Below are 14318 nucleotides of genomic sequence, written 5' to 3' on the forward strand. Positions count from 1 at the left end.
TAACTTACTATGCTCTGTATTGAGTATTCTAATTATTTACAATAACAGATCTAATTCATAAAACAACAAATCATGAAAAAAACAATTTTTAAAGTAATCACTATGGTAATGCTGGCAACCTTTATTAGTAGTTGCGAGACAGATGATGGTACTCTTGATGGTCTTGAAGGAGAATCAAAAAATATATCTGTAGAGACTTCTACAATAGATAAATCTGCTACAAAAGCAGCTAATGGTTGCCATAACTGGAGTATTAAAAGGTATGAAGGCCCTATGTGGATGGATTTTAGGACCCGAAAAGTATATCCTTATGTAAATACGATCACAATTGCTGAGGCAAATTGTGATGGAATTTGGGAAGCTACCGGAGGTTTTAAAATTATTGATAATACTCATAATAAAAGAACAGTGCGGGTTAAAAGAATCAATAAGAACGAAGGCAAGCTTTTTTTTATTACCAGCGGGGGCTATTCTGTTCTTACTTTTGATGCTTTCATTTATCCAGACACTACACCACCTACAACTTCATGTCCTACCAGCGAGCATACCAAAATGAGACAAAGCTTTTCTAAATATGCTGCTGCCAGTAATTATGATGAGAGATATACATATAACTGGACAGTCGTTAATAAAGGAAATACATACCATGGAACAGGAAGCAATATTAGACTGCGAGGTTATGGAAATTTTAATGTCACGCTTACTGTTACCCTGGATGGTTGTACTACCCAAACCAGAACTCAAAACTTTTATGTGAATATTGGAAGGTAATTAGGCAGCAGACTTGCCTTCAACTTTGAGTTACAGAATAGGCATATCTAATGTAGTATGACCATGACTTGCTATGCTCTGTATTGAGTATTCTAATTATTTACAATCACACATCTAATTCATAAAACAACAAATCATGAAAAAAACAATTTTAAAAATTGCTTCAATTCTAATGCTAACCATCTTTATTGGTAGTTGCGAGACAGATGGTGGTACTATTGATAATCTCGAAGGAGAATCAAAAAGCTTATTAACAGAAAATCAGTCAGAAGGTTATCTTAATGACAATGCCAACGAAGCAATGTCCCAAACCGACCCTGTTTATTTTAGGATTATAAGCTATGACAACCCTAATGGAAAAGCCTATTCGATTATAGACGGAAAAATCATAGTATATGTAGGAACATATATAACTGCAGAAGCAGAAGGCCCTGGATATTGGAAAGTTACTGGAGATTTTAAGATTATAGGAGACCCTACCAAAAGGAGAGTGCGAATTCTTCGAACTGGTAGAAAAGCTTCGTCTATCATATATATGTATCCAGTACCAAGTGGAGAGGCTGGTACTGTACTTACTTTTGTAGAAGTTCCATCATCGGTTCCACCTACAGCTTCATGTCCAAGCAGTGGACATACAATGATAGAGCAAGTTTTTAATTCTGTTCTTGATGCCAAGAATTATGATACCAAGTATACCTATAAGTGGAAAATTGTTCATAACGGCCGTACCACTTATAAAACAGGACGAAGTGTTTTGTTAAGTAAAGGAGGATCTACCATTACCCTTTCTGTATCTAAAAATGGATGCACTACTCAGTCAAGTGGACCTAAAAACTACTTTGTTAGATAAGAGTAGTCTAAATTTGATGTAAACAAAAATTACCCTATTAAACAGGCTGTCTTTTTAGACAGCCTGTTTTTATTATTTAGTAAAATTATGACAGGCAGACTGCTATGATAAATTAAACCGTTCTTTTAGAGCTTGTTTAACGCGTTCTAAACCCGCCAGGATATATTCTTTGCGTTCTCCAATCCCTATTCTGAAATGATGGTCCATCCCATAACAATCTCCTGCCAAAATGAATACACTTTTTTCTGTTCGTAACCATTCTGCCAGTTCGGTAGAATTAATATCTAAATTGTATTTTATAAATAACATTCCACCACTCTTTGGGGGTACATATTCAAATAAATCCCCATATTGATCGAGCCATTGCTTTACTACTATTAAGTTTTCATTAAGCATGGTTCTGTTTCGGGTTAGTATTTCTTTACGTTTTTCGGGTCTTAATGCGATCTCACCAATATAATGACTCATAATACCTGCAGTAATAGAGGTATAATCATGGTATGCCCATGTATCTGCAATTAACGTTTCTGGTCCTATTAACCATCCCAAACGTAATCCGGGTAGGGCATAAGCTTTAGACAACCCACCATTAACCATAACCTTATCATACATCCCAATAAAGCTTTCTATGATTTCTCCGTTTAATTCTGCTCCACGATATACTTCATCACAATATACCCAGGCATCTACACTCTTTGCGATAGCTACGATTTCCTGCATTTCTTCAGAAGAGAGCGTATATCCCGTAGGATTATTAGGATTACATAGTGCAATCATTTTTGTTTTTGAAGTGACCAGGGTCTTTAATTCTTCAATATCTGGTCTCCATTTATTTTCTTCACGTAAATGAAATGCTTTTGGGATGCACCCCATTTCTTCGGCAATACCCCAGATCTGCATATAGTTGGGGACCATCATAACCACTTCATCTCCTTTTTCTAATAAAGTATGGCAAGCAATAAAATTTGCTTCAGAAGAACCATTGGTGACCAATACATTTTCTTCATTGGCTCCATTATACATAGCACTAATCCTTTTACGCAATGGGATAGAACCGTTAGTTTGCCCATATCCTAAAACAGTATTGGTAAGTGTATCTATCTGATCCTTCTCTAATAGTTCATTAAGCGTATAGGGATGAAAACCACTTTCGGTAAGATTATAATCTACCGTGTTTTCAAATAAGGATTGTACTCTTTCGAGCTCAAAAATTGGAATATTCATTCTATTATATTTTAGTATTCATGTATGTTTTATAAACAGCTTTTGCAATCATTATATCTTGTACTGCAACTCCTGTAAGGTCTACTATTGTTATTTGATGATCATCGGTGCGTTGTAAGGCAGGGTCCTGAATTGCACTGCCAAGCTCAACGATTTTTTCTTCGGAAATTGCTCCATCTTTAACGGCTCGATATATTTCGCCCCTACTTTTACTTTGCGGAATACTATCTGCAATAACGATATCTGCTTTTTGAAGCAATTCACTATCAAGTTCCTGCTTATCCGAAGTATCAGAGCCTACTGCTGTGATATGGGTGCCCGGCAAGATGTCTTTTGCATCGAGCAGTGCGACTTCAGAAGGAGTAGTGGTAACAATTAGAGTACTATTTTTTGCTACTTCTGCTGGAGTTTTGGCAATATAGATATCAAAATCAGTATTCAATTCTGCTTTAAACTTCTTTGCATTTTCGAGTGTTCTTCCCCATACCCATACGGTTTTACAGGGATTGTTTTTCTGCAGAAATTGCAACTGTAATTTGGCCTGTATCCCTGTACCTATAATACCAATGGCGTTTATTTTTTTTGGAGCAAAATATGTAGCTGCCAAAGCACCTGCTGCTGCAGTTCGAATATCGGTAAGGTGCCCTTCGTCTAATAAAATGGCTATAGGTTGTCCTGTTTTCTGGCTAAATATGAGCATCATTCCCTGGCTGGAAGCTATTCCTAATTTTGAATTGTTATAAAAACCAGAGGCAATTTTGATAACATAAAAATCATCATTCTTTATATATCCATATTTAATATGTACATCCCCGGGAGGATCTTCAAATAGTAATTCACCTACAGGCGGAACCACCGTTTTACCATTACTGTAGTGTATAAAACCTTCTTCCATAGCCGCAACTACATCTAATGATTGTATACTTTCTTTAATGTCTTTCAGATTAATAATAGTCGCCATATTTCACCATTATTTGGGTTAATAATTGATTATCTATTTTTCTTCCTGTTAGCACCAGAACCACATTTTTACCATCATACGCTTTGCTTTGTAATAATGCTGCTACCGGAAGAGCAGCGGTAGGTTCAATTTCTACCTTATGATATTTCACCATAAACGCTACGGCTTTTTTAATATCCTCTTCTTCGATGACTTCAAAACCAGACAAGTATTTTTTACAAATATCAAAGGTGATAGCGTTATTTTCAATTCCGCCTGCAGATGCATCTGCAATAGTGGATAAAGTACTTGGAGGAACAATACTGTTTTTTAGTATCGATAAATGCATTTCTGATGCATTTTTAGGTTGACAACCAATGACCGAAACATTATTATGAGTACTAAAATAAGTACTCATGCCAGATGCCAGTCCACCACCACCAACAGGAGTTAAAATAACATCTACTTCTGGTACTTGTTCTTCTATTTCGACAGCGATAGTACCTTGCCCTTTAATAATTTCTTGGTCATTATAGGGATGAATTAAAACACCATTGATGTCTTTTGCATAGGCTGTTGCTTTTTCTTCGGTTTCCAGGCTATTTTCGCCATAGAAAATAACTCTCATCCCATATTGCTCAAGAGCTTTTATTTTTGCGTCACTTGTTTTTTTCGGAAGGAATAAAACACCTTTAAATCCAAATTTTTCTGAAGCATAACCAAATGCTGCAGCATGATTCCCGGTAGATGCTGCTACAAAAGTTTTGTCAAAAACACTTTTGTCTAAACTATGTACCTTAGTAAGAACTCCTCGTATTTTAAACGATCCCGTATATTGTAAAAATTCCATTTTTAGAAAGACATTCGCTCCAGATATTTTACTTAATTCAGGAGAATATGCCATAGGTGTTCTATTCAAATCAGGCTTGCTGATTTTGTATGCATCAATTATATCTGTAGCCCGTATCATTATTTTGAATTTGGAAAATTTTGATCTATCGCTTCAATAGATTTCTGGATTAATTTTGCTACGTTTTTATAATATTCTGGATGTATTTCTTCGACATCATCGGTTGCCTGGTGATACCCTGGGTGATCTTCTTCGCTAAAAGTAATATTAGGGATTCCTTTCCTGAAAAAAGGACCATTATCAGAAGAAAACATCCAATAATCTTTGGTTTTATCCTCTGGATCGTCATGACCATAAGAAACAGTTAACGAGCTATCTTTTGCAATACTTTCGATTATAGGTTTAAACTGTGGATAAGGATAGGTACCAACCACATATATTTCGTTTTTAGGATTACGGCTAATCATATCCATATTGATATTGAGTTTGATATCGGATAACAAAACCGGCGGGTTATCTACAAAATGTTTAGAACCAAATAGTCCTAATTCTTCGGCATCAAAAGCAGCAAAAAGAATAGAATGCTGAGGTTGGTTTTTAGAAAAATGCTTTGCTAAGATCAATAGGGCAGAAGTACCAGAGGCGTTATCGTCTGCGCCATTGTATATAGTGTCGTTTATAATGCCAAGGTGATCATAATGCGCACCAATAACGATATATTTTTTGGGATACATTTTTCCTTTTACATAACCTATAAAATTAGTTCCTGTTCTCTCTTTTTTGGTTTTTCTATCTTTAAAAGTAAAATGAGAATCGTAATCGGTATCTAATTTTTCTAAACCGATGTTTTTAAAATATGACCTGATAAAATCTTGTGCTTTTTGATTATTTCCTGTACCTCTTCCCAAGTACTGATCTGATGATATTTGTTTTTGAATATCCAGTAATTCGGTTGTTTCTATTCCCGAATCTGTTACCACATCATACTTTTTTATTTCGTTAGCTGTCATCCAATGAATACTATCTGCAGGAGCTGCTTCTAAGGTATACCAGTAAAATGCTGTAGGAATATTCATTTCGGTATAGTAGTTTAGATATTTTTTATGCTCTTGATGATCTTTCGGAAAATCTAGTGCTACACTATCTTCTCCCGACCAGGAATGCACCCCCAGCTTGGCTGTAGCATGAATATCTCGTTTTTCTCCTGCCAAAAACATATCTGTTCCTCCAGAAGCCACCATTCCGTTTTCTGGGATGTAAGTGTTTATATGATGTTTCCTGATTTCACGAGAAGCAAGAAGATTTATCTCATCGTCTATAGACCCGGGAACCTCTTCCATTACCAATGTGGTTACTTTTGGGTTTTCGAACAGGATTTCTTTAATATCATATAGTGTATTAGAATAAATAACACCATTCATATATAGAGTGTCTTTGGTAGTCTGATTTTCTTTAAAATAAAATTCTGCTACTTGATCGCCTTCCATTTTCATCAATATCCTTTGCCCAAGAGATGTGGTATATAAAATTTGTGGAAAGAAATACAAAGTGACAATAAAAACAATGATGATTGCCACAAATGCGATGATAACTTTTTTCATAATAGTAATGTGTTAATTAATACCAGATGTAATAAAAAAACCTCCGTACACCAAACCAACTTTTGTTGATTAAGGTATACGGAGGTTTTCCGTAAGAAATTCACTTGTTTTTCCGATGTTCTTCCTTAAGCTAAAAAACAAGAGTGTAACATACTGTTACTATATTTCTGTCTATACAAATATAGAAAAAAAATAATTCTGTAGATAAAAATTAGAAGTATAGCTCCTAAATGGCTGTTTAGATAAGTGAAATTTTGGAGGATATCATTTTTTTTGAATAAAATAAATATCTACATAATCGGTAACTTCACTACAAGGATTACTCATCTCCTGGAGTCTCCAGTATTTTCTATTTCCCTTTACTTTAAAATTGAATTCTCCTTCTCTTTTGCAAGGTTTTCCGTTGTTTATAAAATCTATCTGGGTCTCAATAGTTCCATTAAATACCAGGTGCTTTGCAGAACGTGGAGTAATAGTGCCTTTAATTTTTAAGAAATCACTATTTTCTTTACTATTTTGATGACCTTCTATTGTGTACACATTGTCTTTATCTGTTTTTTCGATTTTGACAGTTCCAAAATGGTCCCAAGAAATCCATTGAAGTGACAGATAATGATTACCTATCAAAATCTTATCCAAATTATTTTGTGAAAAAGAAAATAATGGCAAGGATACTAAAAGAATTAAAACTATTTTTTTCATACGTTCTCATGTTAATCAGTGATACACCTTTCGATTACTATATATCATTAGACCAAAGATAGATATCATAAATGATTTGTGTCACCTTGTTTTCAGTGAAATCTTTACGTCGATAACTTCTTGATAGTGTTATGGAATCGTTTGTGATCATTTTCTTGGAAAAACTCAATACTCAAAAAACGGTTTGAAAAAAATAATCAAACCGCTATTACTTTTCTTTATAAGGTATTTATGGTTCGACTATTTGTTTCATAACGGGGATTACCATTTCCCATCCTTTTAGAGATTCTTCGTATCTCTTTTCTCCTAGAGCAACGGTAGCAAAATTTCCTTGAGTTAATTTTAGTGTAGTCTTATTGTTTTTTTCTTTCAGATAATATGTCAGGCTCAAATAATTTTCAGGAATGTCTTCAATTTCCATGTTTGGGTCAAACATTGTAAAAGTTACTAGTTCTCCTTTTTTATACTCTACTATCTTTCCTTTTACATAGATAACCTCTTTACTATCTTCGGTTAACCCTTTCCAGAAGATAGGATTCCCTACTTTCCAATCTGATATGACTTCACAACCATACATGTATTGTTTGGTTATTGTTGGGTTTGTTAATAATTCCCATACTTTTTCTTTATTGATATTGAATTGAATTTCTTTTTCGATCATCATAATTGCAGCAGTGTTTTTTGATTTACAACCTATTAATAATAATGAGGTGATTACTAATAAGGAAAATCTGGTTTTCATATATTTTAGTTTTACAATTTGAAACCAAAAATGCCACTATTTTCTTCTTTTAGATTGTACGATCGGGATAATTTCTAATACTATCGGGAGTAGTACCAAATTCTTTTTTAAATGCTTTTGAAAAATGTTGAGGAGAACTATAACCAGTTTTGTAAGCAATCTCTTTTGCAGATAAATCTGTTCCTAATAATAGTCTTTTGGCTAGATTCATTCGATTATTGTGAATGTATCCAAATACAGTAGTACCAAATAGTTCTTTAAACCCTTTCTTAAGTTTGTATTCGTTGAGACCAATTAGTTTTGATAATTGACTAATTGTTGGCGGGTTATCTATTTGCAGGGTTAAAATTTCTTTTGCCTCAAATAGTTTTTGTTTATCAGAATTAGATTTAATGAATTTGTTCGTGGTATTTAATTCATAGAGTTCTGCCTGTAATACGAGAAGTTCTATACTTTTAGATAACAGGAATAAGTCTTTGAGTTCATTGGTATATTGTGCATATAGAATCTCATTAATGACCTGCTGTATTTTAAAATTATTAGGCCTCCATTCATTAGATAAAATAGCATTTTCATTAAGGATTACTTTATCGGCAAGTTTTTTTAGTGACTCATTACCATTTTGAGCAATATGAATAAAGAAATCTGTATTGAAATTAACTCCAAAAGTCTCAATTCTTTTACTTTTGTTAGATACTTCGATTTCTATTCCTTTAGAATACATGATATTATTGTGTGATCCTACTAAATCGAAAGAAGAGTTTAGCTGTTTGTACTTAAAATTATAATTTCCACTTAATCCAAAATGTAGTCTTACCGATTCAGAATCGTTTTTAGAGATATAAGATCCAAATGTTTTATAATCAATAATATTGTGAGAAATTGAAATCTTATCCAATTCCCATTTTTTTGAGGTTACAATTTCGTTTTCGGATGTCACTCTAATTTTCTTTTATCAAAAAAAACAATTTACGATAATGTATTAATATACCTGTTAGTACATCTATCACATCATAATTGGTTGTTACTTTTATTTTATAGCATCTTTCCTAAAATCTCTTTCATCATTTTGGCAGCCAGAAATGCTGTCATATTCTGAAAATCTCTGTTAGGATTGTATTCTACGATATCGGCTCCAACAATTTCGCCTTTTATATTGTGAATTAAATCAATTACTTGCCTAGACGATAGACCTCCTGGTTCGTGATGCGAAACTCCGGGTGCATAGGCCGGGTCAAAACCATCCATATCCAGTGAGATATATACAGGATTATCAAATTGAGATATTTTGGTTAAGTCCAGGTTTTTCATTTGATGAATTTCGACATTAAATTTTTCTGCTTGCTCTGCTTGATGTGTGTTTAGTGTTCTAATCCCTACCTGAACTAACCTGGCAGCGAATCCGTTTTCCATAATTCTTGCAAAAGGACAAGCATGAGAATATTTATCACCTTCAAAGTTATCGTACAAATCAGAATGCGCATCGATATGTAAAATATCTAATTTTGGATATTTTTTATGATGTGCCTTAATGATAGGAAAAGTAATAGAGTGATCTCCTCCTAGGGTAAAAACTTTTGTTTCAGGTGCTAAATGATTCGAAGTTATGGTTTCGATATCGAAATAGTCTGAAATATCAAAATCTCCTTTATCGATTATTCGGGAATCTTCGATTGTGATTCCGTTTTCGGTAAATAAATTAAGCGAACCGCAGTGTAATGCTTCTCTAATTAGTGGGGGAGCAAGACCGGGACCTTGCTGAAAAGAAGATTTTTTATCAAATTGTATTCCTTGTATGACAATTTTACTCATTTGTTTTTTGGTATTAATTCTGATTTATTTGCCTGAGTAATTTACAAATAGTATCGTTAATTGGTGTTGCAATTCTATTTTGTAAAGCTATCTTTTCGATCGCCCCGTTTTTTGCGTTAACTTCTATGATGTTACCGATTAACCGATCTGATAACATCGAACTTCCTTTTGTTTTTGAGTAGGTCGCTATTTTATGTAATATTTCAGGTTCGAAACTACTTTCGATTATAGCTCCGTCTGATTTTGCAACTTCAATTCCTTCTCTCAATAAATTTTTAAAGAGATCAACTACTTCCTGGTTTTCGAAAACAGAACATGTTCTTCCGGTTAAGCATAATATGGACCCCAATGTAGAACTTTCTATTAGTTTTTTCCAATTTTCAGTTTTGTAATCAAGTACTTCTATTATTTGCACATCATTTTTGGTAAAAAGCGCTCTAAATCGTTTAGCTAACTCGCTTTTTTGGACTTTAAGTGTTGGTTTTGAGAATTGTAAGTAATAATTATCCTCAATAGGTTGAGTAGGGCAATCAATCATACATTCCAAAATATTTTCATCTCTGGTAAAAGGTGTAATAGATGCTTTTAATTCTATACCGTTTCTTATAACAACAACTTTGGTATGTACTCCAATTAATTGAGCGAGCTGCTCTTTAGCTGCTTCAAAATGATATTCTTTTAAACATATTATTAGCCAATCGAGTTCTTCTGATCTTTCTTTTTTAGAGTCGATAGGTATTTCTATTTTTTCATCTTGATATAGTATTTTGATTTTTGATTTTGGGGTTCTAGTATAATAGAATATGTCGTTTTCAGGATGTGCTACTAATATCCGTGATATTACAGAACCTATTGCCCCCAAACCTAATACTCCAATTCTTTTCATTTATTCTTTTTGCGAGATGTTATGTTAACATGAAAGAAACTCATGTGCTTATATAATATGGTTTTAATATTCATGAAATTCTTTTATCGTAAAATCATTTATATTTTGTTTAGACCTAAGTAGTGCATTTAGGTAGTATCTATGAAAATAACCATTTAAAACTACAATTCTTTGATCTCTATATTCTTCTGTGAAATGAAGAATGTTTTTAGACATTGTTTTATTTCTAAGCTGCCAAAAATCAGATGCTCGTTTATAACCTTCGAGATAGCTAATGCTGTCTCCATCTGCTTTTTTATGATATGTAGTTTTAAAAGCAGGGATATTAGCCATTATTTTTCCCAATTTTTTATATTGAAAATCCTGTCTGATACTAGATACACTATCGGTCTTTAGGTTGTTAAATGCTTTTGGACCCAAATAGGCAAAAGAATTTAGGGTATCATTTATGACTAAAAATTCTTTGTAAACTTGTTCTTCTTGCGGATTAAGGACTCCATTTTTATATAGACTATCGAGCATTTTAAAAGCTTTACTATCTGTTGGTCTGGAGCCTATTTTGATTCGGTATTCATTTCGCCCTGTAAAATCATATGGTCTTACTTTTACATCAAAAGTGTTCATGTATTTTATCGTAGCGATATTCTCATTGCTATCCCAGGTCTTTTTGAATTTAAAATCTGTTGTAAAAAAAGAAGAATCACATTCATATAGGATGAGATCTGGTTTTATTTTGACCAGAATATTATATAGACTATCCGAATTAAAATTTTCTATGGGTTGATGAACGGTTCCCAAAAGAATTAATTCTGTGTTTTTCTTACTACAAGACAGTATTATGAAACAGCTAAGAATTATAATGATATTCTTATTCATGTGAATTTTGGTTTTTGATAAGGACCAACAATTAAATATAGACACCAATGTAATTATAATTTTTAAGTATTTTGCTTGTGATTATAAGGTTTAGAAATATAAAACATCATAAATGATAACTTGGTGGTATGAGTTTTTTAAATACTAATGTTCTTGCTTTAAGATTTAGAGAAAAAATACACGAAGCAATTATTATTAATGGTAAGGGTTTATATATTTTTTGGTTAAGTAGTATCCTATTATAGTAATGACTTCATTAATAATAAATAGTAATCCAATTCCGATGATGGGCTGCGCTAAAAACTTTTTTTCAACCATTAAAAACTCAAGAATTCCAAAAATTGGCCCCCACAATATATAAGGGAAAAGAACCAGGTAAAAAAGGAACCATATTAACTTATGTTTATTTTCTATTGATCGATACACTTTTATAAGAGGAGGTAGGCAAATTAACCAAATAATGATAATTACTGACCAATATATAAACGAAGAGTCTCCGAAAAGCTTAGCTGTAGCATAAAATTCATCATTCATCTTAAAAAAGGGAGAGATCATTCTTTGAAGTGGTAATTGAGCAAAGATGATAGCAAAACCTAAATGTTTTTTATAATCTGATGATTTGTTCCTTAGAAAATGTGCTCCCAGGTACATCATGATAAAACTAAAAATTGGACCAATGTATGTTGCTATTAATGACTTTGAATCTTGCTCACATGCCGTCTCAAAATAATTGAATGTCTTTACTCCCCAATCTCCACAAATAAAATATCCAGAAAAATGATGCACTAGTTCATGTAATGATGCATATAACATTATGATACTATAAAAGGCTAGGCAATACTTCCAGGTTATTTTTATTTTGATCATGAATAAAAAATGTATGAGATGTAAAGAAAACTAATCATTACTTTTCTTTTGCTTACCAGTAATTAAAAACTCTAATAAAGCAGTATTAAGACTATCTCCTGTATTGCTATTGGTAAATACAACATATCCCATATTAAGATCACTATACAGTACAGCTTCACATCTAAAATCACCATTATTACCTCCATGCCCGAAACTAGGCCCAAATGGTGTTTTTTGCATATGGATACTTAATCCAAAATAGTTTTCCCATCCTTCTGGACTAGGATCTTCTTTATCTTTAGGAATTCTGGTTTGTATTTTGAACATTTCTTTATAGGTTTCTGGTTTTAGTCCTTTTTTGTTCTGTAATCCTAATAAGAAATTGGTAAATGTTTTAGCCTCTGTATGCATACTCCAGGCCATACCTGGATTTTCTGGTAATGAAGCCTGTGATGGCAGGTTATCAAAATGACCATTAGATACTACTTTGGCCAGGTATTCGTTTTTAGAAAAATAGGTGTTTTCTAAACCTAATGGTGTAAGCACTTCTTCTTTTAGTATAGTATTGATATCCTTACCTGTTACTTTGGTAACGACTCTTTTTAAGTATTCAAAACCTTCACCAGAATATCGATATTTGGTCCCTGGTGTAAATTTAATATCAATCTTTCCATCTTCGTTCATCCAAGCCCAGTTTGGAAATCCTGTTTTGTGAGACATTACATGTCGAGCTGTTATAAGTTTATAGCGATCATCATGTGCAATGGCTTTAAATGGCAAATATTCATATAATGGTTTATCAAGATCAATAATACCGCGTTCTACCAATCGCATTACAGCAAAACCAAAAACAGGTTTGGTAATCGAAGCAGCTTCAAATAAGGTGTTGTGATCTACTTTCTTTTTTGTGAGTGTGTTCTTTACTCCATAGGTTTGATGATAGACGACTTTACCATTTTTAATCAAAGCAAGAGATACTCCGGGGATTTGATAATGTTCCTGATATGTTTTGATAAAGGTATCCACTATAGAAGCTTTTTTGATATCAAAATCGTGTAAAATTCCTTTGTCTGGAATTATATCTGGATCAGGAATGGTAGATAATTCAAATATTGGGGCAGTGATGGTTTTATTTGATACTGCTGTGATTTTGATATTGGTATCTTTTGTATTTATTCTAAAAAGCTTTTCGTCTCTAAATTCACTTTCATCTTGATAAAATAAACCTGATGCGGGTGAAATGATATACTCACCAGAAGGAAGATCTAAGGAGTAATTCCCTGTTGAATCTACTACAGTTTGTATCCAAAGGGCGGGATTATGAGTAGATGTAAATCGAATTCGGTTAGGATAGCCTTTCATAGCACTATTTTTCCATTTTAATTTTCCGCTGATTGTACCTGTTTTTTCTTTTTCTTTCATCAATATTACATCACCAAGTCTTCCTGGGGCACTACTTTTACCGCCACTATTTCCCCAGGCAATAAAAGAATTAGAGTTTTGATCATCGTCGGCATCTTTATCTATGAACACATGATCGATTCCAATAGATTTTCCTACAATCAAGGTACTATTCAGTTTTACTTTACATTCATAAATAGTAGTGTTTTTATTGCGTTTGGATTTAATCTCTATAGCATCCCAATTTGTGTTTTTCTTTGTGGGATCCCAGCTTATAGATTGATTATTGGTGTCTTTATAATTTTCACCATATTGATATAAATCTACACCAGAACCATCGGGAGAGTGTTGCTGGTCGATATAAAAATTGAAGGTATCTTGTGTATTCCACCCTGATGCGTCGGTAGTATCTACAATATGAGAATCGTCTGTTATTACAACAACAATATAAAGTGCTTTTTCAGAGAGATTATACCCCACCTGAAAATAAGCATCAAAATCATTTTTGTCTTTAGGTCCACCACCATATGGCAGTTTATTGATAGGATAACGAGTAAAATCTTTTGGCCAATCTTGGGTATTTCCATCAATAGTTATGGAAGATACAGGATATGCATGGGCGATAGCACCATTAGAGATTTCTATTAAACTTTCTGATTTTGTTTTTGTATCATTCAAATTACTGTATGCAGTATTGAAAAACACAAAAAAGAGTAGTGTTATATGCACTACTCTTTTTGAAATATTACGATGTTCGTTGGATTGATGATGAATGGTATCTGTAAGAGAATTAAAGCGCAAACCCATAATGATT

14 protein-coding genes are annotated in these 14318 nt (G+C 33.1%); 2 read left to right on the top strand and 12 right to left on the bottom strand.

The genetic code is table 11. The features are described from left to right. Positions 1–72 precede the first annotated feature (72 nt). The gene (locus Z053_RS0109605) at positions 73–771 is read left to right on the top strand and encodes a hypothetical protein (RefSeq protein WP_025664806.1); all 699 of its coding nucleotides are present in this window, start codon (positions 73–75) and stop codon (positions 769–771) included. A gap of 136 nt (positions 772–907) precedes the next feature. Then, a complete protein-coding gene (locus Z053_RS0109610; protein WP_025664807.1) occupies positions 908–1621 on the top strand; it encodes a hypothetical protein in 714 nt (237 codons plus the stop codon). Positions 1622–1723: 102 nt separating this feature from the next. Here the strand turns inward: Z053_RS0109610 and Z053_RS0109615 are convergent, their stop codons facing one another. The 12 genes from Z053_RS0109615 to Z053_RS0109670 form a co-directional block, all read right to left on the bottom strand. Then, positions 1724–2845, bottom strand: coding sequence for an aminotransferase class I/II-fold pyridoxal phosphate-dependent enzyme (locus Z053_RS0109615; RefSeq protein ID WP_025664808.1), 1122 nt, complete (start codon positions 2843–2845; stop codon positions 1724–1726). 4 nt (positions 2846–2849) lie between these two features. Continuing rightward, positions 2850–3806 carry an ornithine cyclodeaminase family protein gene (locus Z053_RS0109620; protein ID WP_025664809.1) on the bottom strand — a complete coding sequence of 319 codons (957 nt, stop codon included), beginning with the start codon at positions 3804–3806 and terminating at the stop codon, positions 2850–2852. Beyond that, positions 3790–4755: a threonine ammonia-lyase gene (locus Z053_RS0109625; protein ID WP_025664810.1), complete on the bottom strand. Its 966-nt coding sequence runs from the start codon at positions 4753–4755 to the stop codon at positions 3790–3792. Before Z053_RS0109625 ends, Z053_RS0109620 begins: the two co-directional genes overlap by 17 nt. Further along, positions 4755–6236, bottom strand: coding sequence for a M28 family peptidase (locus Z053_RS30015; protein ID WP_025664811.1), 1482 nt, complete (start codon positions 6234–6236; stop codon positions 4755–4757). Before Z053_RS30015 ends, Z053_RS0109625 begins: the two co-directional genes overlap by 1 nt. A gap of 264 nt (positions 6237–6500) precedes the next feature. Next, positions 6501–6938, bottom strand: a complete 438-nt coding sequence (locus Z053_RS0109635; protein WP_025664812.1) for a hypothetical protein — start codon at positions 6936–6938, stop codon at positions 6501–6503. Between the two features lie 229 nt (positions 6939–7167). Continuing rightward, positions 7168–7680: an SRPBCC domain-containing protein gene (locus Z053_RS0109640; protein ID WP_025664813.1), complete on the bottom strand. Its 513-nt coding sequence runs from the start codon at positions 7678–7680 to the stop codon at positions 7168–7170. A gap of 49 nt (positions 7681–7729) precedes the next feature. Then, positions 7730–8620, bottom strand: a complete 891-nt coding sequence (locus Z053_RS30020) for a helix-turn-helix domain-containing protein (protein WP_025664814.1) — start codon at positions 8618–8620, stop codon at positions 7730–7732. 95 nt (positions 8621–8715) lie between these two features. Further along, positions 8716–9492, bottom strand: coding sequence for an agmatinase (gene speB / locus Z053_RS0109650; protein WP_025664815.1), 777 nt, complete (start codon positions 9490–9492; stop codon positions 8716–8718). A gap of 13 nt (positions 9493–9505) precedes the next feature. After that, positions 9506–10378: a ketopantoate reductase family protein gene (locus tag Z053_RS0109655; RefSeq protein WP_025664816.1), complete on the bottom strand. Its 873-nt coding sequence runs from the start codon at positions 10376–10378 to the stop codon at positions 9506–9508. A gap of 63 nt (positions 10379–10441) precedes the next feature. Continuing rightward, positions 10442–11254, bottom strand: coding sequence for a hypothetical protein (locus tag Z053_RS0109660; RefSeq protein WP_025664817.1), 813 nt, complete (start codon positions 11252–11254; stop codon positions 10442–10444). 195 nt (positions 11255–11449) lie between these two features. After that, positions 11450–12121, bottom strand: coding sequence for a hypothetical protein (locus Z053_RS0109665; protein WP_025664818.1), 672 nt, complete (start codon positions 12119–12121; stop codon positions 11450–11452). Between the two features lie 30 nt (positions 12122–12151). Next, a complete protein-coding gene (locus Z053_RS0109670) occupies positions 12152–14311 on the bottom strand; it encodes a serine hydrolase (RefSeq protein WP_025664819.1) in 2160 nt (719 codons plus the stop codon). Between the last annotated feature and the right edge of the window lie 7 nt (positions 14312–14318).

Origin of the sequence: Aquimarina megaterium XH134 (assembly GCF_000520975.1) — a bacterium.
GTDB lineage: Bacteria > Bacteroidota > Bacteroidia > Flavobacteriales > Flavobacteriaceae > Aquimarina > Aquimarina megaterium.

Excerpts from the sequence above, each read along its gene's own strand:
- Z053_RS0109610 (WP_025664807.1), top strand. The coding sequence starts at position 908 with ATGAAAAAAACAATTTTAAAAATTGCTTCAATTCTAATGCTAACCATC.
- Z053_RS0109620 (WP_025664809.1), bottom strand. The coding sequence starts at position 3,806 with ATGGCGACTATTATTAATCTGAAAGACATTAAAGAAAGTATACAATCA.
- Z053_RS0109660 (WP_025664817.1), bottom strand. The coding sequence starts at position 11,254 with ATGAATAAGAATATCATTATAATTCTTAGCTGTTTCATAATACTGTCT.
- Z053_RS0109605 (WP_025664806.1), top strand. The coding sequence starts at position 73 with ATGAAAAAAACAATTTTTAAAGTAATCACTATGGTAATGCTGGCAACC.
- Z053_RS0109665 (WP_025664818.1), bottom strand. The coding sequence starts at position 12,121 with ATGATCAAAATAAAAATAACCTGGAAGTATTGCCTAGCCTTTTATAGT.
- Z053_RS0109615 (WP_025664808.1), bottom strand. The coding sequence starts at position 2,845 with ATGAATATTCCAATTTTTGAGCTCGAAAGAGTACAATCCTTATTTGAA.
- Z053_RS0109640 (WP_025664813.1), bottom strand. The coding sequence starts at position 7,680 with ATGAAAACCAGATTTTCCTTATTAGTAATCACCTCATTATTATTAATA.
- speB (WP_025664815.1), bottom strand. The coding sequence starts at position 9,492 with ATGAGTAAAATTGTCATACAAGGAATACAATTTGATAAAAAATCTTCT.
- Z053_RS0109670 (WP_025664819.1), bottom strand. The coding sequence starts at position 14,311 with ATGGGTTTGCGCTTTAATTCTCTTACAGATACCATTCATCATCAATCC.
- Z053_RS0109655 (WP_025664816.1), bottom strand. The coding sequence starts at position 10,378 with ATGAAAAGAATTGGAGTATTAGGTTTGGGGGCAATAGGTTCTGTAATA.
- Z053_RS30015 (WP_025664811.1), bottom strand. The coding sequence starts at position 6,236 with ATGAAAAAAGTTATCATCGCATTTGTGGCAATCATCATTGTTTTTATT.
- Z053_RS0109635 (WP_025664812.1), bottom strand. The coding sequence starts at position 6,938 with ATGAAAAAAATAGTTTTAATTCTTTTAGTATCCTTGCCATTATTTTCT.
- Z053_RS0109625 (WP_025664810.1), bottom strand. The coding sequence starts at position 4,755 with ATGATACGGGCTACAGATATAATTGATGCATACAAAATCAGCAAGCCT.